Annotated in this window: 24 protein-coding genes; all 24 read left to right on the top strand. The window is 51.3% G+C overall.

Annotated elements, in window-relative coordinates; all coding sequences use genetic code 11:
* Positions 1-87: 87 nt before the first annotated feature.
* Complete coding sequence (gene der, locus NST07_RS22660; RefSeq protein ID WP_341094541.1) at positions 88-1413, top strand: ribosome biogenesis GTPase Der; 1326 nt, start codon at positions 88-90, stop codon at positions 1411-1413.
* A 12-nt stretch (positions 1414-1425) separates the two neighbouring features.
* Positions 1426-2043 carry a glycerol-3-phosphate 1-O-acyltransferase PlsY gene (plsY, locus tag NST07_RS22655; RefSeq protein WP_341094539.1) on the top strand — a complete coding sequence of 206 codons (618 nt, stop codon included), beginning with the start codon at positions 1426-1428 and terminating at the stop codon, positions 2041-2043.
* Positions 2036-3076 (top strand): NAD(P)H-dependent glycerol-3-phosphate dehydrogenase, encoded by a 1041-nt coding sequence (locus tag NST07_RS22650; RefSeq protein WP_341094536.1) that lies wholly within the window; start codon positions 2036-2038, stop codon positions 3074-3076. Before plsY ends, NST07_RS22650 begins: the two co-directional genes overlap by 8 nt.
* Positions 3077-3142: 66 nt before the next feature.
* Positions 3143-3418: a stage VI sporulation protein F gene (locus tag NST07_RS22645; protein ID WP_038594530.1), complete on the top strand. Its 276-nt coding sequence runs from the start codon at positions 3143-3145 to the stop codon at positions 3416-3418.
* A gap of 161 nt (positions 3419-3579) precedes the next feature.
* Entirely contained in the window at positions 3580-3759 is a 180-nt protein-coding gene (locus NST07_RS22640; protein ID WP_341094534.1) for a DUF2768 family protein, read from the top strand.
* 76 nt (positions 3760-3835) lie between these two features.
* Positions 3836-4456 carry a hypothetical protein gene (locus NST07_RS22635; RefSeq protein ID WP_341094533.1) on the top strand — a complete coding sequence of 207 codons (621 nt, stop codon included), beginning with the start codon at positions 3836-3838 and terminating at the stop codon, positions 4454-4456.
* Positions 4457-4483: 27 nt separating this feature from the next.
* Complete coding sequence (locus tag NST07_RS22630) at positions 4484-4852, top strand: 2Fe-2S iron-sulfur cluster-binding protein (protein ID WP_341094531.1); 369 nt, start codon at positions 4484-4486, stop codon at positions 4850-4852.
* Between the two features lie 23 nt (positions 4853-4875).
* Positions 4876-5655: a hypothetical protein gene (locus NST07_RS22625; RefSeq protein ID WP_341094530.1), complete on the top strand. Its 780-nt coding sequence runs from the start codon at positions 4876-4878 to the stop codon at positions 5653-5655.
* A 444-nt stretch (positions 5656-6099) separates the two neighbouring features.
* On the top strand, positions 6100-7578 hold the full coding sequence (gene spoIVA / locus NST07_RS22620) for a stage IV sporulation protein A (RefSeq protein ID WP_038594524.1): 1479 nt from the start codon (positions 6100-6102) through the stop codon (positions 7576-7578).
* Positions 7579-7955: 377 nt separating this feature from the next.
* Positions 7956-8228: an HU family DNA-binding protein gene (locus NST07_RS22615; protein ID WP_019909963.1), complete on the top strand. Its 273-nt coding sequence runs from the start codon at positions 7956-7958 to the stop codon at positions 8226-8228.
* A 270-nt stretch (positions 8229-8498) separates the two neighbouring features.
* Positions 8499-8747 carry a trp RNA-binding attenuation protein MtrB gene (mtrB, locus tag NST07_RS22610; RefSeq protein ID WP_038594522.1) on the top strand — a complete coding sequence of 83 codons (249 nt, stop codon included), beginning with the start codon at positions 8499-8501 and terminating at the stop codon, positions 8745-8747.
* Positions 8748-8854: 107 nt separating this feature from the next.
* Entirely contained in the window at positions 8855-9394 is a 540-nt protein-coding gene (locus NST07_RS22605) for a hypothetical protein (RefSeq protein ID WP_341094527.1), read from the top strand.
* Positions 9395-9403: 9 nt separating this feature from the next.
* On the top strand, positions 9404-10378 hold the full coding sequence (locus NST07_RS22600; RefSeq protein ID WP_341094525.1) for a heptaprenyl diphosphate synthase component 1: 975 nt from the start codon (positions 9404-9406) through the stop codon (positions 10376-10378).
* Positions 10379-10381: 3 nt separating this feature from the next.
* Positions 10382-11134: a demethylmenaquinone methyltransferase gene (locus NST07_RS22595; protein WP_341094522.1), complete on the top strand. Its 753-nt coding sequence runs from the start codon at positions 10382-10384 to the stop codon at positions 11132-11134.
* Entirely contained in the window at positions 11127-12002 is an 876-nt protein-coding gene (locus NST07_RS22590; protein WP_341094520.1) for a UbiA-like polyprenyltransferase, read from the top strand. Before NST07_RS22595 ends, NST07_RS22590 begins: the two co-directional genes overlap by 8 nt.
* Complete coding sequence (locus NST07_RS22585; RefSeq protein WP_341094518.1) at positions 11999-12601, top strand: flavin prenyltransferase UbiX; 603 nt, start codon at positions 11999-12001, stop codon at positions 12599-12601. Before NST07_RS22590 ends, NST07_RS22585 begins: the two co-directional genes overlap by 4 nt.
* 3 nt (positions 12602-12604) lie before the next feature.
* A complete protein-coding gene (locus NST07_RS22580; RefSeq protein WP_341094517.1) occupies positions 12605-13465 on the top strand; it encodes a menaquinone biosynthesis protein in 861 nt (286 codons plus the stop codon).
* Positions 13462-14430, top strand: coding sequence for a polyprenyl synthetase family protein (locus tag NST07_RS22575; RefSeq protein ID WP_341094515.1), 969 nt, complete (start codon positions 13462-13464; stop codon positions 14428-14430). Before NST07_RS22580 ends, NST07_RS22575 begins: the two co-directional genes overlap by 4 nt.
* 122 nt (positions 14431-14552) lie before the next feature.
* Positions 14553-14996 (top strand): nucleoside-diphosphate kinase, encoded by a 444-nt coding sequence (gene ndk / locus NST07_RS22570; RefSeq protein ID WP_076109858.1) that lies wholly within the window; start codon positions 14553-14555, stop codon positions 14994-14996.
* Between the two features lie 27 nt (positions 14997-15023).
* On the top strand, positions 15024-15824 hold the full coding sequence (locus NST07_RS22565; protein ID WP_341094513.1) for a protein-glutamate O-methyltransferase CheR: 801 nt from the start codon (positions 15024-15026) through the stop codon (positions 15822-15824).
* A 98-nt stretch (positions 15825-15922) separates the two neighbouring features.
* Positions 15923-16084, top strand: a complete 162-nt coding sequence (locus tag NST07_RS22560) for a hypothetical protein (RefSeq protein ID WP_342480210.1) — start codon at positions 15923-15925, stop codon at positions 16082-16084.
* Positions 16085-16282: 198 nt separating this feature from the next.
* Positions 16283-17452, top strand: coding sequence for a chorismate synthase (gene aroC / locus NST07_RS22555; RefSeq protein WP_038594501.1), 1170 nt, complete (start codon positions 16283-16285; stop codon positions 17450-17452).
* 2 nt (positions 17453-17454) lie between these two features.
* On the top strand, positions 17455-18558 hold the full coding sequence (gene aroB, locus NST07_RS22550; protein ID WP_341094511.1) for a 3-dehydroquinate synthase: 1104 nt from the start codon (positions 17455-17457) through the stop codon (positions 18556-18558).
* Positions 18552-18923: a chorismate mutase gene (gene aroH / locus NST07_RS22545; RefSeq protein ID WP_341094509.1), complete on the top strand. Its 372-nt coding sequence runs from the start codon at positions 18552-18554 to the stop codon at positions 18921-18923. Before aroB ends, aroH begins: the two co-directional genes overlap by 7 nt.
* Positions 18924-19092 lie beyond the last annotated feature (169 nt).

Here is a 19092-nt window from a genome sequence, read left to right as displayed (position 1 = left end):
TCCAAAAGGTACAAGGTACAAGCTGGTTAGCCAATTTTATTGTTTTTTGCTATGATGAGTTACGTAAGGATGACAGGAGGAATGAATATGGCAAGACCCGTTGTGGCCATCGTAGGAAGGCCTAACGTCGGAAAGTCGACGATATTTAACAGGCTGATTGGCGATAGACTGGCCATTGTAGAAGATAAACCGGGGATTACACGCGACCGGATTTATGGCGTTTCAGATTGGAACGGCAAAGCCTTCAGTGTAATTGATACCGGTGGGATTGAAATTGACGGTGAAGACGCGATTCTGAAATCAATTCGTGTTCAGGCGGAGCTGGCGATTGAGGAAGCGGATGTCATCGTCTTTATGTGCGAGGCGAAAAGCGGACTGACCAATGCGGATGAAGAAGTGGCACAAATTCTTTTCCGTTCCGGCAAACCGGTCGTGCTTGCAATCAATAAAGTGGACAATATGAAGCGCACAGATGATATTTATGAATTTTACACCCTGGGAATCGGCGATCCTATCGGCATCTCCGGCAGCCATGGTACCGGAATCGGCGATTTGCTGGATGCGGTAACCGAGAAGCTTCCAGAGCCAACTGAAGAGGAATACGACGAAGATGTGATTCGTGTGGCCCTGATCGGCCGGCCGAATGTAGGTAAATCTTCTTTGGTCAACGCCATTTTGGGTGAAGAACGCGTAATTGTCAGCGATGTCGCAGGGACTACACGCGATGCCATTGATACTCCTTTTGAACGGGACGGGCAGCGCTATGTTCTGATCGATACTGCGGGTATGCGCAAACGCGGCAAAGTATATGAAACCACGGAAAAATACAGCGTGATGCGCGCAATGCGGGCCATTGAGCGGGCTGATGTTGTTCTGGTGGTAATCAACGGCGAAGAAGGCATTATCGATCAGGATAAGCATATTGCCGGTTATGCTCATGATGCCGGGAAAGCTTCGATCTTTGTGGTCAACAAATGGGATGCTGTCGAGAAGGATGACAAGACGATGCAGAACTTTGAGACCAAAATCCGTGATCACTTCCTGTTCATGAGCTACGCACCTGTAGTGTTCTTGTCCGCATTAACGAAACAGCGTCTGCAGAAACTGCTGCCGGTGGTGCAGCATGTCGCCCAGCAGCATGCTCTGCGGATTACGACGCATTTGGTCAACGATGTGGTATCCGATGCTGTGGCCATTAATCCTCCGCCAACGGATAAAGGACGGCGCCTGCGCATCAATTATGTCACTCAGGTTGCTGTCAAGCCGCCGACGATTGTGGTATTTGTCAATGACCCGTCGCTGATGCACTTCTCCTATGAACGATACCTGGAGAACAAAATCCGCGCGGCGTTCAATTTTGAAGGAACACCAATCCGTCTGTTTACACGGCGCAAATCCGAAAACGAAGGTTAGGGGAGAAGAGTAGTGGCGTTTGAACTTCTGGTGATCGTTGTAAGCTATTTGCTTGGCTCTGTCAGCTTCAGTGTATTGCTCGCCCGGCTGCTCAAAGGTATTGATATCCGTCAATACGGAAGCGGCAATGCCGGAGCGACCAATACGCTGCGTGTGATGGGGAAAGGGCCGGCAATACTGGTGCTGGTTCTGGACGTACTGAAGGGAATTGCCGCAGTTTGGCTCGGAACCTGGGCTGGCGGCTGGGGAACCTGGATCGCGGTGGCTTGCGGGGTCGCAGCCATCATCGGGCATAATTGGCCGCTCTACTTTCACTTTCGCGGCGGGAAGGGCATTGCAACTACAATTGGCGTAATGGCTACGCTTTGTTTTTGGCCTGCGCTGATCGCAGGGATCATTGCCATCCTGGCCATCGTTATTACCCGCTTTGTGTCGCTGGGCTCCCTGATTTTTGTTGCGCTTACCCCGGTATTCCTGCTGTTTACCGAATTTACAACACCTGAATTGTGGGGAAGCATTATCATTGCAGTTTTCGCTTTCTGGCGGCACCGCAGCAATATTGTGAAGATCTCCCAGGGAAGAGAGAATAAAATCGGCGCTAAAGTCAAGGAGGGGAATCGCGTTGTCTGATAAAGTAACCGTGCTGGTCGCGGGCAGTTGGGGAACTGCGCTGGCTACTGTGCTGGCGGCTAACCACTCGGAGGTTTATCTATGGACACGCAGGTCCGAACAGGCTGCCGAGATTAATGAGGCTCACACGAATGAGCACTTCTTGCCCGGGATTTCTTTGCCCGCTAATATCATCGCAACTACGGATATGGAGACAGCGGTCACCGGTTCCAAGGCGGTGGTTATTGTTGCCCCGTCCTCTGGAATGCGCCAGGTCGCCCGCAGCCTCAAACCTTTCTGGAAAGAAGATATGCTCTGTGTACATGCTACAAAGGGCTTCGAGACGGAATCCATGAAACGGATGTCCACCGTCATTTCCGAGGAGCTGGGCTGTGCTGAAGGCCAGGTGGTTGTTCTATCCGGACCTAGCCACGCCGAAGAGGTGGTGCGCCTGTGTCCTACAACGGTTGTGGTAGCTTCACCGGACGACAGATGCGCTACAGAAGCACAAAGTTTATTTATCAACAATGATTTCCGTGTGTACACCAATCGAGATCAGGTAGGCGTTGAACTGGCCGGAGCACTGAAGAATATCATAGCGCTTGGGGCAGGTCTGTCTGACGGTCTGGGCTTTGGCGATAATGCCAAGGCGGCATTGCTCACCCGCGGTCTTGCCGAGATTTCCCGCGTCGGTGTCGAGCTGGGTGCTAATCCGCTAACCTTTGCGGGTTTGGCTGGACTCGGTGACCTTGTGGTAACAGCAACTAGCCAGCATAGCCGCAACTGGCGGGCCGGTTCGTTGCTTGGCCAAGGGAAACCGCTCTCTGAAGTGCTGGAGTCCATGGGCATGGTAGTTGAAGGGATACGCACCACGGAAGCCGCATACGCTATTTCGCTTAAGCTGGGCGTGCAGATGCCGATCACTGATCAGATCTATCATGTGCTGTTTAAAGGCAAAACGCCGCGCAGCGCCGTCGAGGCCCTGATGGGACGCGACCGCAAGACGGAGATGGAAACGATCTCGCAGGAAACTTGGGAGCAGTGGCATTCCTGATCACGTTCACCTTTTGACGGGGATCCTCATATGTTGTAATGGGGATTGACGGAGGAGGGATGAAAAGTGAGCAAAGATTTTTCCAAGGATGCATTGAACGCCATCAATAAAAAAGCGGGCAAAAACATCACACCAGGTGCCGTCCAAAAGCTGGCCAGTACGGTCAAACCGGGAACAATGCAGAATGAAGCCCAGCTCCGCCAGTTAATTAAGCAGGTGTCATCAATGGCGAAGGTACCGGTCAGCGAGGCTACGGTGCAGGATATCATCAACGCTGTCAAAAAAGGCGGCGCGAATTCGGGCACCATGGAGTCTTTAATGAAAATGATGCTGAAAAAATAGCATTACTCTTCGCGGAGCAAAGAGCAGATGATCCGGAATCAGTCCTGATTCTGTGATCTTTTGCTCTTTTTTTTGAACCCTTAGACTTAGTAGGTTTCATGCCGTAGTCTTCATGATATAATAGTCGCAATCAAATATTGCCGGATGGAGGCGGTTTGTCCATGGATCCGATGACGAAAATGTGGTTGTCGCTAATAGCGATTCTGGTAATGGGATTGTCCGTATTTCTGATAACCTTTGCGCGCAGCAAGACAAAAGGCCTGCTGAGAGCTATATTATCATTAATTGCCTTTGTCATTATGCTGATCGGGCTGTTGGGTGGAGCCGCTTCAATTATGTAAGCATTTACATTGAATTCAGGCAGAAGGTTCTTGGAAGAATCACTGGACTTTTTTTGCAGGAATAGGAAGTGAGTAGATGGCAGATTCGGGAATTCCCTACATATTGGAAGCAGCGCTAGCCTCTATATCCGAGGTGTTAGACCTGAGCTGGCTGGAGAAGCCGCCTGTATGGCTACTGGGAGGAAGCTGCGGGCTTCTGCTGCACGGAGTGCAGCTGAGTGCACCTCCGCGCGACATCGACCTCTACGCCGATCTGGAGGATGCTGAAGTACTTCATTCGGCTCTGAGCTGTTATTCGGTGGACGGAGGTCCGGAAGAAGATTATAGTGGAGGCTGCTATTCGCTGCGCAGCCGTTACCGTATCGGAGATGCGAGGGTAGAACTGGTATGTGGTTTTCAGATCAGCTCGGGCACGCGCCGGTATGCCGTGGATGTTCAGCAGCTTCTGCCGCATGCACTCATCGAGGATTTTAACGGTATCGGCTTCATGCGCCTCATGCCTGCGGCTCACGAGCTGGTGTTCAACCTGCTGCGGTGCAGGGTGGAGCGGTGCAGTGCTATTGCCAATTTTATGAAGGTCAATCTGGCTGTTCATTTACCACTGCTGCAGCAGCTAGTTCTGGAGAATGGACTGGATGAAGCCTTTGGACTGCAATTGGAGAAACTGCTCGGAGTGTCGACATCGATACAGATTTAACAAGAAGCAAAGGAAGGAAGCTATGTCATGAAGCCGCAAAAAGGATGGACTGTCACCTTCCAGCCTGAAGGACGAAAAACAGTAGTGCAGCACGGGGTAACCCTGCTGGAAGCTGCGCGCAAGGCGGGAGTGGTCCTGCCTACCCGCTGCGGCGGCAAAGCCGGTTGCCTGATGTGCAAGGTGACGGTCCCACAGGAAGAGGCGGCTGCCCTTCGGCCGCCGGGGGATGCCGAGCAGCGGAAGCTTGGCGGCTTGCTGGATTCAGGCGTCCGTCTGGCGTGCCAGGCAGCCGTCTGGAACGATTTGAGCGTCATTGTCCCCGAGGACCCGCTCAAAGCCGCAGTACGGCGCAGGCTGGAAGCAGCGCGTCGTGGGGAAGAGGACGGGCTGTGGTAAGCTTGTGAAGTAACTTTTGGAGAATGCTGGAGCAGAAAGGGGCGGACGGAGTGCTTTTCACAGATGGACAGAAGACATCCGGAATCAGAATGGGCTTGCTGCTGGGGATAAGCTTACTGCTCTTAGTTCTCACGGGCTGTATGTACCGCGGAGAACAGAACCAGCCTGCCGGCAATTTCCGCGAGAGTGTCAAGCGGGTTCAGGCGGCAGTGGATGATTATCAGCAGGAGGAAGGTCTGCTGCCGATTCTGAATAGCGAGGAATCTACTCCACGCTATGAGAAATTCGTAATTGATTTGGAGAAGCTGCGCCAAAAAGGCTATTTGGATGAAATTCCGGCTGCGGCCTTTGAGAAGGGCGGCAGGGCCTATTTTCTTATCTTGGACGAGGAAAGTGATCCTACCGTGAAGCTGATGGATCTCGTTACCGTGCAGAAGGTAAATGATGTCTCCCGCCAGGTTAACCGCTACAAATCAGCGCATGGAGGCGCACTCCCGGCAGGGGAGGAACGGTATCCGGGCTTCTTCACCATTGATTCCAAAATGGCGGGAACGGCTGCTATAACGCTGAAGAGCGTCTATTCCGGACAGCCGCTGGAGTTTATCATGGACAAGAACGGTGAAGTGTATGTCGACTACAGCTTTGATATTATGTCTGCCATCGACAAGGAAGGCGCAACACCTGCGGCCAATCAGGATCTGCGGATTGAGCTGGAGCAGGCTTCTTATTATGTACCGGTGAAGTCGTTGCCGTATTTGTGGATTAATGGTCAGCCAGTTCCTCAGCCTCCGGACAGTCCATAGACCGTTTCCAGCCGGCAGCAGTTCCAGAAGTTATTCTGGGACTGTTTTTTTGTATTATCCAGTGCTTCTGAGGAAGCGGCCACATGCAAGGAGAGAGGTAGTTCTACTTGCTACTCCGCGCTCATATGATTGATGAGAAGACTTCCGGGCGTCATGACGCCTGCGGGGGTGCAGAACCTCATTTCGCAAATTACTATACAAATTGCGCAGCTGCGGGTCATAAATCCGTTCCGGATACATATGATGATACTAGTCCAAATGCATGTCCGAGCATTCGGAGTTTAGCGCGGGGCAAAAGTGTTCCGCCCTTAAGCAGCAGCTAGGCTTCGGGCGGACATACGAAAGTCCGGTGGATGTCCTGCAAGGGTCAGATTGCCGGCGGAACGCGAAGTCGATGCTCTTCAGGCATTTTTTCTTCGGAGTAATATGAGGAGGGGATCTCTTTTGGAAAAAGTGGATATTTTCAAGGACATTGCCGAGCGTACCGGCGGAGACATTTATCTTGGCGTCGTCGGCGCGGTTCGCACGGGGAAATCGACGTTCATCAAACGGTTCATGGAGACGATTGTCTTGCCGAACATCACCAGCGAGGCAGACCGGGTAAGGGCAGTGGATGAACTTCCGCAAAGTGCAGCGGGTAAAACTATTATGACAACTGAGCCGAAATTTGTACCGAACAACGCGGTGCAGATCAAGGTTGCGGAAGGGCTGGAAGTGAATGTCCGGCTGGTCGACTGTGTAGGATATGCTGTGGAGGGTGCAAAAGGGTATGAGGATGAGAACGGCCCTCGCATGATCTCCACTCCTTGGTTTGAGGAACCGATTCCTTTCCAGGAAGCGGCGGAAATTGGCACGCGTAAGGTGATTCAGGAGCATTCCACGCTGGGTGTAGTTGTGACTACAGACGGCACGATTGCTGAAATCCCGCGGAACTCTTATATTGATTCCGAAGAGCGGGTCATTGCGGAGCTGAAGGAAGTAGGCAAGCCGTTTGTGCTTGTGATCAACTCCACCCGGCCGCGCAGTGAAGAGGCACAGCAGCTGCGCAGTGAGCTGGCCCTTAAATATGATATTCCCGTTATGACGCTTAGTGCCGCGAATATGACGGAAGACGATGTGACCGGTGTGCTGCGCGAAGTGCTGTACGAATTCCCGGTCCATGAGGTCAATGTGAACCTGCCTAGCTGGGTGATGGTGCTGGGCGAAAATCACTGGCTGCGCAGCAGCTATGAGAATTCCGTCCGCGATACTGTGAAAGACATCCGCCGCCTGCGTGATGTTGACCGGCTGGTCTCCCAGTTTACGGAATATGATTTCATCGATAAAGCAGGGCTTAGCGGAATGAACATGGGCCAAGGTGTAGCCGAGATTGACCTGTATGCGCCGGAAGAACTGTATGATCAGGTTCTGATGGAAGTGGTAGGGGTTGAAATCCGCGGAAAAGATCATCTGCTGCAGCTGATGCAGGACTTCTCCCATGCCAAACGCGAGTATGACCGCTTCTCCGAAGCGCTGGAAATGGTCAAAACAACCGGCTACGGGATAGCCGCTCCTTCACTCGCGGAAATGGCTCTCGATGAGCCGGAGCTGATCCGCCAGGGCTCGCGTTTCGGGGTTCGCCTGAAGGCGACAGCACCTTCGATTCATATGATCCGCGTGGATGTGGAATCGGAGTTCTCGCCGATCATCGGCACAGAGAAACAGAGCGAAGAGCTGGTGCGCTATTTGATGCAGGACTTTGAGAATGACCCGATCAAGATTTGGGAGTCGGATATTTTTGGCCGCTCGCTGCATTCGATTGTGCGTGAGGGTATTCAGGGCAAAATTGCCATGATGCCGGATAATGCCCGCTACAAGCTGCAGGAAACACTTGGACGGATCATCAACGAGGGTTCTGGCGGCCTGATCGCCATCATTTTGTAAGGCATATCTCATAACAAAAAGAGAGCAGGGATTTCCGGCTCTCTTTTTGTTATGTCCGGAGTGGGGGCATATGACATCCGATGGCTTCCCCTCCGCGCTCTTTTCACACGGAAATGCTTCTCTACTTTATGGTTAATAGGAATTTCTTCCATTAATAGTCTCTCATTTTCGGCCTTATTGAGGGTTTAGTAGATACTTTCTGCTCCTTTTTTGAGGAACGCCTTGAAATTATGGGTGGGCTGTATTACTATAAGTTTGTTGCGCTTCTAGGAAGAAGGGCGCCAGTATCTAGCAATAAACGGGATTATCACGTATATTTTGCGTTGAAACGGAAACAGTGTATGATACCGGAAATTTACCCAGGGAGGTGAGAAAACATGAATAAATCAGATTTGATCAACGTAGTAACAGAAGCAACTGAACTTCCCAAGAAAGATGCTACTAAAGCGGTAGATGCCGTTTTCGAAGCGATCACAGGTGCTCTGCAAAGCGGCGATAAAGTACAACTGGTTGGATTCGGAAACTTTGAAGTGCGCGAACGTTCCGCACGTAAAGGCCGCAACCCGCAAACTGGTGAAGAAATCGAAATTCCTTCAAGCAAAGTACCGGCATTCAAACCCGGTAAGGCGCTTAAAGACGGAATCAAATAGAGATTTCTACATATCGATCCTATAGTCTTCCGAGTAACAACTATGCCGCCCTCCAAGGCGGCATTTGTTTTTGCAATCTTTATCCGCAATTGCTTAGAGAAAGCGTATACTCACACAAAACTTAAGTGAATGCTTCCGAAGCTAGTTTTGTACGAAGAAATTTCAAGGAAGTAGATGCTCACAAAACTTAAGTGAATGCTTCCGAAGCCAGTTTTGTACGAAGAAATTTCAAGGAAGTAGATGCTCACAAAACTTTTAGGAGGATCAAAGATGACCGAGAAGAATAATGGCGTTAGCCCTGCACCGTCAGGCAGCGAGTACATCGTGGTGAAGGCCAAAGAGAACGGCGTTCAGGTAATCGGGCTTACCAGAGGACTGGATACGCGCTTCCACCACACAGAGAAGCTGGACAAAGGCGAGGTGCTGATCGCTCAATTCACCGATCATACCTCAGCTATGAAAATCCGCGGCAAGGCGGAAATATGGAGCAAACACGGACAACTGGAGAGCGAAAGCTGAAAAGCAGGCATAGCCTGCTTTTTTTCAAAATATAACTAAGTATAGGCAAGTCCGCAGGATCGTATAAACGCACGGCAAGGCGGAAATTATGGATAAGGGGGCAGGTCATGAACCGGGGCTGGCTAATCGGAACTGTATTGCTCGTGACCACGGCTTCTGCCGTAATTCTGCCGCTGCTGGCGGAGCTCGAACCTTCCTTGCAGAATCAGCGGGGAGTAGTGGAAACCTTCAGCGGTGCAAATACGATTCTCGATAATGATAATCTTGTAGATATACTGAACGGGATCCCATTTACCCTGTCCATTGATAGCGTAGACTTTGATCAGAGCGTCTTGTCACTGGATCTGAAGGTAACAGGCAATAACCACGAGCCTAGGGAACTGTATCAGAATATGGCTCAGGCGATCTCCTTTGCTTTCCAAGACACGGGGAATGTCGATCAGCTGCTCCTGCGCATCGTTGCCGAGGACAAATGGCTGGACACCCGCCGTCTATTGCTTGCCGGGGATATCAGACGCATGGAGTGGTCGCTTCAACTGCAGCAGAAGCTGGAGGCGTCCGGGAATGATCCGCTGCCAGATGCGCTCAAGAAAGGCTTCCGTATTCGTGAAAGCGAGCTGTGGAAAAGGCAGTTCATTTATCCCTGATGTGGGTAAATGAAACTAGAACGCCCTAGAGTGCGTGACAAAAAAACATGTGATATAATAGACAAGATTGTGAACAAAGATATTGTCATAACGTCAATGGCTTCGGAGGCTGAAATGAAACCGTACCGCATACCACAACTTGCTAAACCTTACACCGACTACGATATGATTCAGCGGCATACGGAATTACCGCCGTTTTCCGATGGGCGTGGTCATTTGTTATATATTTTTCTGAATCACGGCACCCCGGACGGTGCACAAAACGGTGAGTTGTATACTCTGGTAACAGCACTTGTGCAGCTAGGTCTTGATACACATGAGAGCATCGATATATCCCTTGAAGAACCGGGGGGAGACCAGATGCGTTCCCGTCAGCTCAAGGTGCTGGCCGGCGATTACTTCAGCAGCTGGTTTTACCATTTGCTTGCGAAACGTGAACAGATTGAGATGGTGGGCATCTTAAGTACGGCCATTGCCGACTTTAACGTGATGAAAGCCCATCTTTACGGCAAAATGAAGGGGATGCTGCTCTCCGCTGAACAATACCTGCGGCACACGGTACAGCTCAATATGCGGCTGTTCCTTTCTTTTACACCGATGATTGAGGAGTCGCTCACCCAGCTGTGGGAGAAGCTGCTGGCTGAATTCAGCCACTGCGAGACCTTATGTCTGGAACTGCGGCGGTCTGGTAATCCGGCAAGTGCCCGGGAAGGCTATTGTTACTGGAAGGTGATGGAATTAGCCACCGAAGAAGAGCGGCAGCTGCTGGGCGAGCAGAATCTAGATCTGAAGGATTGGAAGAAGCTGAAGCTGAAATATAAATGCGATTCCCTGCTGACCGACAAGCTGCATGGGTCGCTCCAGTCCATACAGGGACTGCTGAAAGACATTAAGGACGAGTACCTGATCAGCGAGCTTAGCTCCGCGCTTGACCACTTTCTCCTGCAGACGAAAATTTCCGGACAAGCGGCCGTGGAGGGGTAGAGAATGACTATAGAGAAAACGTCACCTTTGGGTGACCAGGGCATCAAACCGAAGGAACAATTTGTACACTCCGTATTTGAGAGCATCGCCGGCAAATATGACCTGATGAATGATATTCTAAGCTTCCGCCGCCATAAAGCGTGGCGAAAGTTCACGATGCGCAAGATGGGCATGAAGCGCGGCGATTCCGCTGTAGACTTGTGCTGCGGTACCTGTGACTGGAGTATTGCCTTGGCTGATGCCAGCCAGACCGGAAGTGTTATCGGGCTTGACTTCAGTGCAGGCATGCTGGAGGTAGGCCGCCGCAAGGTGGAAGAGCGCAAACTGCAGGACCGCATTTCACTGGTCCAGGGCAATGCGATGGACCTGCCTTTCGGTGACAACAGCTTTGATTATGCGACGATAGGCTTCGGACTTCGCAATGTGCCTGATCTCGTTCAAGTGTTGAACGAAATGAAGCGTGTAGTGAAGCCGGGAGGAATGGTTGTCTGCCTCGAGCTTTCCAAGCCGATGAAACAGCCGTTCAAAGGCATTTATTATTTTTATTTTCAGCGTGTACTTCCGCTCCTTGGGAAACTGTTTGCCAAAAGATACGAGCAATATAAATGGCTTCCCGAATCATTGGCCCTATTTCCGGACAGAGAGCAGCTTGCGGTGATTTTCCGTGAAACCGGTCTTGAGCAAGTGGAATCCTATCCCTTGACCGGCGGCATCGCAGCATTACATATTGGGCTCAAGGAGAACTGTAATGTTTAAAAAAGTCGGCGTTTTTCTGCAAATGATCAAGTTTGAACATACTGTTTTTGCATTACCCTTCGCATTTATGGGCGCATTGCTCGGTTCAGTTGTCATGTTCGGCACACTCCCTTCCTGGGCCCAGATCGGCTGGGTTGTTATCGCCATGTTTGGCGCCCGCAGCGCGGCCATGGGGCTGAACCGGCTGATTGACCGGATCAGCGACGCCAAGAATCCGCGGACCGCTGGAAGAGCGATTCCCGCAGGGCTGCTGAAGGTTGGAGAAGTAATTATCTTTATTGGGATCTCATTCTTTTTACTATTCTGGGCTGCTTTCAAGCTTAATCCCTTGTCGGCCAAATTGCTGCCGATCGCTGTTTTTCTCCTTGTTTTTTATTCCTTCACGAAGCGATTTACCTGGGCCTGCCATCTGATACTCGGGCTAACCATCGCCTTGGCTCCGCTTGGGGGCTGGGTTGCCGTTACGGGCACTGTGGACTGGACAGCCATGATCTTTTATTTCACGATTGTGTTTTGGACTGCGGGTTTTGATATTATCTATTCCTGCCAGGATGTTGAATTTGATACGAAGGAAGGCCTTTACTCCATTCCGGTTCGCTTTGGTGTTCCGCGGGCGCTGGACATTGCGAAGGTATTTCACTTTCTTACAGGCATCGGATTCGTTTCGCTCCTTTTTATCACTGATTTAAGCTGGTGGTATGTAGCAGGGATGCTGATTGCTTACATCATTCTTTTTTATGAGCATCACATTGTGTCTCCAAGTGACTTAAGCCGCTTGCAGACTGCGTTCTTTACCATGAACGGGGTGCTGAGCATCGTGGTGTTCTCATTTACTTTGATTGACCTGGTGGTGCAGTTTTACAAATGACAGAGCAGAAGCCTAAAAATTTCGTTGTAGGAATTACCGGAGCGAGCGGAGGCATTTACGGCGTTCGTCTGACGGAAACCCTGCTTTCATTGGGGTATACGGTCCATCTCGTTGTGAGCAATGCGGGCTGGCGTGTTTTTAAAGAGGAGCTTGGCTTTGCCGCCTCTGACCGGGAAGGCTTTCTGAACGAAAAGTTCAGCGGCTATCCCGGTTCTCTGCTTTATCATAAAGTACAGGACATCGGGGCATCGATCGCCAGCGGCTCCTTCCGCACGGAAGGGATGATTATTATGCCTTGCTCCATGGGTACACTTTCTGCTGTGGCGCATGGCAGCTCCGATAATTTGATGACAAGGGCTGCCGATGTCATGCTGAAGGAAGGGCGCCCCTTGGTCCTCGTCCCCCGGGAGACACCGCTGCATGCCATTCACCTGGAGAATATGCTGAAGCTGTCCCGGCTGGGCGTCAAGCTGATCCCGGCAATGCCTGCCTTTTATTTTGGCCCGGGCAGCATGGATGATTTGATTAACTTTATGGTGGGCAAGGTGCTGGACAGCTTTAACATTGAGCACACTTTATTTCGCAGATGGGGGGAATGAGGGATGGTCAATTCGCAGCATACCGTTATCGGTAAAATCAGCTATACCAACTCATGGCCGGTATTTCACAATTTTCACCCCTCTTCGTTAAGTTATCCTGCAGAGATGGTGAGTGAAGTGCCTGCCATTCTTAATCAGGGCATGGCTGAGGGCACTATCCATGTGGGTGCATTATCTTCCTTTGCCTATGCAGCAGCCAGTGACCGTCTGCTGCTGCTTCCGGATCTATCCGTCAGTGCGGAGGGACCGGTCAAATCAATTCTGCTGTTCTCCCGGATGCCTGTTCAGCAGCTTGGAAACGCGAGGATTGCCGTAACTAATACCTCCGCAACATCGGTGAATCTGCTGAAGATTCTGATGGAGAAAGCCGTTCATGGCAAACCGGAATATATCAGTGCAGAGCCTGATCTGGATCACATGATGGATCAGTCGGACGCCTGCCTCTTAATCGGCGACAATGCGATCAAAGCCTCGTGGCAGAATCAGGGCTACATCGTTACTGATTTGGGTGAACTGTGGAATGAGTGGACTGGACTCAGCATGACCTTTGCCGTCTGGGCGGTAAACCGGGAGGCAGCGAACAGTAAGCCTAAAGCGATTGCCGAAATTGCCGAGGCCTTTGCGGAAAGTAAAAGACGCGGAATCCGCGAACTCGCGCCAGTTATTCGGGAGGCGTGCATGGCTATCGGCGGAACGGCTGCCTACTGGGAAGGATATTTCCGTAATTTATGTTATGACTTTGGGGAAAGGCAGCAGGAAGGTCTGAACCTCTATTTCCGCTACGCCTATGAAATGGGCCTGCTGCCGCAGGAAGTGAAGATGGAGCTTTGGAGCCACAATCTGCTGACACGGGTGAAAGAATGAAACGAATGCAAATATTCGGTTTGCTGAACAAGGATATGGATCTGATCGAAAAAGAGCTGTACCGCAGCGTTCAAGGCGATGATGGTCTGCTGACAGAGACTTCCCTGCATCTGCTGAAGGCGGGCGGCAAACGTCTGCGTCCAGTATTTGTGCTGATGGGCGGCAAATTTGGCCAATATAATCTGGAGAAGCTGAAGCGTGTAGCTATCCCGCTTGAGCTCATACATAGTGCTTCGCTCGTTCACGATGATGTGATCGACGATGCAGAGCTGCGGCGTGGAGAGCTTACTGTCAAAGCGAAGTGGGGCGACAAGATCGCCATGTACACCGGGGACTATATTTATGCGAAAGCGCTCGTTATGACTTCGGAGCTGAAAAATCCCCGCATCCACCAAATCCTTTCCAAGGCGATGGTTGAAATGTCCATCGGAGAAATGGAGCAGATCCGTGATTTCTTCAACAGCGAGCAGAGTGTGCGCCACTATTTGCGGCGGATCCGCCGCAAGACGGCCTTGCTCATCGCGATCAGCTGCCAGCTGGGCGCGCTGGCAGCTGACGCGGAGCCGGAGACAGCCCGGCTGCTCTATAATTACGGATACAACGTCGGTATGGCGTTTCAGATCCGTGATGATCTGCTCGATCTTTCCGGAACGGAGAAGCAAATCGGCAAACCTCCGGGCAGCGATATGCGCCAGGGTAACATTACACTTCCCGTGATCTACAGCCTTGAGGACGACCGGCTTCGCGATTCGCTGCTGGAGGAGCTGGAGCTTATCCGTGAAGGGCAGCGGAGTGTGGGCCGGGCCATTGATCTGATCCTGTCAGGAGAAGGTATTGCCCGCGCAGAAGAGCTGGCTTCACGCTATATAGCCAAAGCACTGGCGGCGCTGGATGAGCTTCCGAACAACAAAACAAAGCGCAATCTGCGGGATATTGCATTTTTTGTAACAGGCAGAGCCTATTAGACTTCGCTCCTCTTTGAAATATAAGCGTTCACAGATGACCGGGTTTCTGATAATATCAGAAAATAAACCACTTGAATTCGCAGCGATGTACTAACCTATTCATAAAAATGGAGAGTGACTCTATGGAAAAAACGTATCTGATGATCAAGCCGGACGGAGTACAACGCGGATTGATCGGGCGTATTGTCGCCCGCCTGGAGGACAAAGGATTTAAGCTGATTGCCGCGAAGCTGATTACTGTCACAGAAGCACAAGCCAAGAAGCACTACGCAGAACACGAAGGTAAAGATTTCTTTCCTGAACTTGTGGGCTTTATCACCTCCGGTCCTGTGTTTGCCATGGTGTGGGAAGGCGATGATGTAGTGGCGCTGTCCCGTCTGCTGATAGGGAAGACCAAGGTAGGCGAAGCGTTGCCGGGTACAATCCGCGGCGATTTTGCCAGCCATACACCGCTTAACCTTATTCATGGATCGGATTCACCGGAAAGTGCTGAACGTGAAATTGCCAATTTCTTTGCTCCGAATGAACTGGCTCACTACAACAAAGACATCCAGGCATGGATGTAACATCAGGCGGGAGGCAGGAGAAGTCATATGGCAGAACGTGAAGAGATTGAAGCAGCAGATCCGGATTACACCGGGTTTATCCATAACGTCAAGCAAAGTACGGGAATCGATCTCGCCCAGTACAAGGAAGCACAGATGAAACGGCGTTTAACTACGCTGCGGATGAAGAACGGCTATCATTCATTTCAGGATTTTTATGCCGCAATGATGAAGGACAAGGCTTTATTTTATGAATTTCTGGACCGGATGACGATTAATGTCTCGGAGTTCTGGCGCAATCCGAACCGCTGGGAAGTCCTGCGGGATGTCATTCTGCCTGATTTGCAGCGCTCGGGGCGCCGGTTAAAGCTATGGAGTGCCGCCTGCTCTACCGGGGAAGAGCCCTATACGCTGGCGATGATTTTATCCGACAAAAATCTTCTTTCCCAGACCGGTATTCTGGCTACTGACATCGATGATGGCGCTCTGGCCAAAGCAAAGCAGGGCCTCTACTTGGAACGATCCTTAAAGGACGTGCCAAAAGATGTAGCCGCCCGTTATTTCGCGCCGGAGGGACCGGTGTTCAAGGTCAGCGAGTCACTCAAAAAAAGTATTGATTTCCGCAAGCAGAACCTGCTGCTTGATAAGTTTGACGAAGGGTTTGACCTGATCATTTGCCGGAATGTGATGATCTATTTCACAGAAGAGGCTAAGAATAAGCTCTATCATAAGTTCTCGGACAGTCTGCGCCCGGGCGGATATTTGTTCGTGGGCAGTACGGAGCAAATCTTTACACCTGCGCAGTATGGCTTTGAATCGACGGAAACGTTCTTCTACCGGAAGAAATAGTGCTGTACCGCCCGATCTGGTAAACGTATACTTTCGCTTCTTTTCAGTGATACTGAGTAGTAGATACCCGTACGCTATGCGAAAGGTCGTAAATCCAGATGGACAAAAGCAAGGTCATTGCCGCGTACAGACGCGGCTTCCTTACCGTCCGCGAATGCGGGCAGCTTCTAGGCATTGAGGAGCTGCAGCTGCAAAGCCTGCTGCAGCTTGAGGAGAGCAAGATGACATTACCTCCGTCAAACCGGAGGATCGGGGGCTGATTAGAGGCTCTTGACCCCGGACGCTCTGCAGCGCCGCTTTACTCGGAAGAGTATGGCGGCGCTGTTCTTTTATGGATGCGGGGCACCTGATTAGAGGCCATCCCTTTCTTGTCAAAGCGGATTCCCTATACTATAATGAGCAAAGACATTTAAGATTTTAGCGGTTTACAGTTTAAAAGTGTGAAGGGGGAACGCAGCATGAGTTTACGCTATTTAACAGCGGGGGAAACGCACGGCCCCCAGCTTACAGCAATTATTGAAGGACTGCCCAGCAATTTGACACTTAATTTCGAAGAGCTCAATTTTCAATTGCAGCGGCGCCAGAAGGGCTACGGCCGTGGCCGCCGGATGCAAATCGAGAAAGATACCGCACAGATTGTCGGCGGTGTACGCCATGGCTCTACGACAGGAGCTCCTGTAGCGCTGGTAGTAGAGAACAAGGACTGGACACACTGGAAGAACATTATGAATATCGAACCGATTCCCGGCAGCGACGAAGAGAAGCGGCGGGTAAACCGGCCGCGTCCAGGGCATGCGGATTTGAACGGCGGACTGAAATATAATCTTACCGACCTGCGGAATGTGCTGGAACGCTCCAGCGCCCGTGAAACGGCAGCAAGAGTAGCCGTAGGCGCTGTGGCCCGGCAGCTGCTGGCCGCTTTCGGAGTGAAGATTGCCGGACAGGTTATCCGGATCGGCGAGATTGAAGCGCCGGCCAACAATCTTCCGATTGATGAACTGATCGAGCTGACCGAAGCCTCTTCTGTGAGAGTTGTTGATAAAGAGACCGAACAGAAGATGGAGGCTTACATAGACAAGATCAAGGAGGAAGGCGACTCCATCGGTGGAATCGTGGAATGCGTCGTTGAAGGATTGCCTACCGGTCTTGGAAGCTATGTGCAATATGACCGTAAGCTGGATGCAGCTATCGCTGGAGCGGTAATGTCGATCAATGCCTTCAAGGGTGTTGAAATCGGTATTGGTTTCGAGGCAGGTGAACTGCGCGGCTCACAGGTCCATGATGAAATTATGTATGAAGCCTCACGAGGTTACTACCGGGCAAGCAACCGGCTGGGCGGCTTTGAGGGTGGCATGACGAACGGAATGCCGGTTGTTGTCCGCGGAGTGATGAAGCCGATACCTACACTTTACAAACCGCTGCAAAGCGTTGATATTGATACCAAAGAGCCTTTCACCGCGCAGGTGGAGCGTTCGGATGCCTGCGCTGTTCCGGCAGCTTGTGTTGTGCTGGAGAATGTCGTGGCTTGGGAGATCGCGAAGGCATTCCTGGATAAATTCGGCGGCGATTCCCTGGAAGAAATCAGAGCCAACTATAATAATTACTTGTCCCAACTGGAGAGCTACTGATTATGCGCAGTATTACTGTAGAATTGGGAGAACGTTCTTATCCGATCCATATCGGCAGCGGTTTGCTTCAGGGTATCGGTGAACGCTGCCAGGAAGCCGGATTTCCACTGCGCAGTCCGCTGCTGGTTGTCAGTGACAGTGAAGTTGCCCCACATTTTCTGGCCACGGTGGAAAGCTCCTTGCAGACTCAGGGATATACGGTCGTAAGCCATATTATCCCTGCCGGGGAGGCTTCCAAATCTCTGGCCGTATATGAAGAGGTTATCACAACAGCCATTCAGGCTGGTTTGGACCGCAGCTCGGCGGTATTGGCACTCGGTGGCGGTGTGGTCGGTGACCTGGCGGGTTTTGTGGCCGCTTCTTACATGCGCGGTATCGGCTTCCTGCAGATTCCGACAACCATCCTTGCCCATGACAGCAGTGTCGGCGGGAAGGTGGCTGTTAATCATCCGCTAGCCAAAAATATGATCGGCGCCTTCTATCAGCCGTCTATGGTGCTGTATGATCTGGACACGCTCCGTACCCTTCCGCTGCGCCAGATTTCTTCAGGGCTGGCCGAGGTTGTAAAACACGGCCTGATTCTGGACAGGGATTTTGCCTACTGGTGCCGTGATCATGCGGCAGAACTGCTTGAGTTGAACGTAGAAGCGCTTGGTTATGCGCTCGAGCGGGGCTGTGCGATCAAAGCCGCCGTAATCGGCAATGATGAGCGTGAGCATGGACAACGGGCCATACTGAACCTTGGTCATACCATTGGGCATGCGATCGAGGCAGTGGGGGGTTACGGTGTATTCCTGCACGGGGAAGCGATTGCCATCGGAATGGCCGGATCGGCTCTTTTAGCGGCCAAACTGGGCAAAGATAAGTCCATTTATGAAGACACGGTATCTATGCTGTCGGCGCTCGCCTTGCCGGTAAGACTGCCGGCGCAATATGGTGAGGATGAACTGATGGCGGCGATGATGCATGATAAGAAATTCAAAGAAGGCAAAATGACCTTTATCGTGCCAGATTCCATAGGTTCGGTCAGTATTGTCAATGATGTGCAGCAATCATCTGTTCGTGAGGTTATAGCGCAGCTTAAGAAGGAGGAAAGCCCATGGTAAACCGGGGGATACGCGGTGCAACAACCGTAGCGAAAAACGAGGAAAACGAGATCCTGCGTGAAACGGTTGTACTGTTGCGGGAAATCGTCGAACGCAATGACGTGATTGCAGAGGATATTTGCAGCGTATGGATTACGATGACTGCTGATCTGGATGCTACCTTCCCGGCAAGGGCGATCCGTGAGATTGAAGGCTGGGAGATGGTGCCGCTCATGTGTTCCGTCGAAATCCCGGTCAAGGGGAGCCTGCCACAGTGCATCCGCCTCATGGTGCAGGTCAACACCGATAAATCGCAGCGGGATATCCGCCATGTGTATCTGAACGAAGCCCAGAAGCTTCGCCCGGATCTATCACAGAGCAAGTAATAATTTGCAGATGCGGGGTTGTCAATGACCTCCATCATCATGTATAGTGGAGTTAGCCGAGTGAAGCAGAGTTTAGTTTAGATGAGATGAGTATAGCTGAGTTGAGTGCAGGATTTAGTTCGTATAGGCAATCCATTTATTTGTGATTCCCTTCTGGGATTATTTTGGT

This window comes from Paenibacillus sp. FSL L8-0340 (genome assembly GCF_038593145.1).
Classification (GTDB): Bacteria; Bacillota; Bacilli; order Paenibacillales; family Paenibacillaceae; genus Paenibacillus_AQ.
This window is presented reverse-complemented; position numbering and strand designations above follow the sequence as displayed.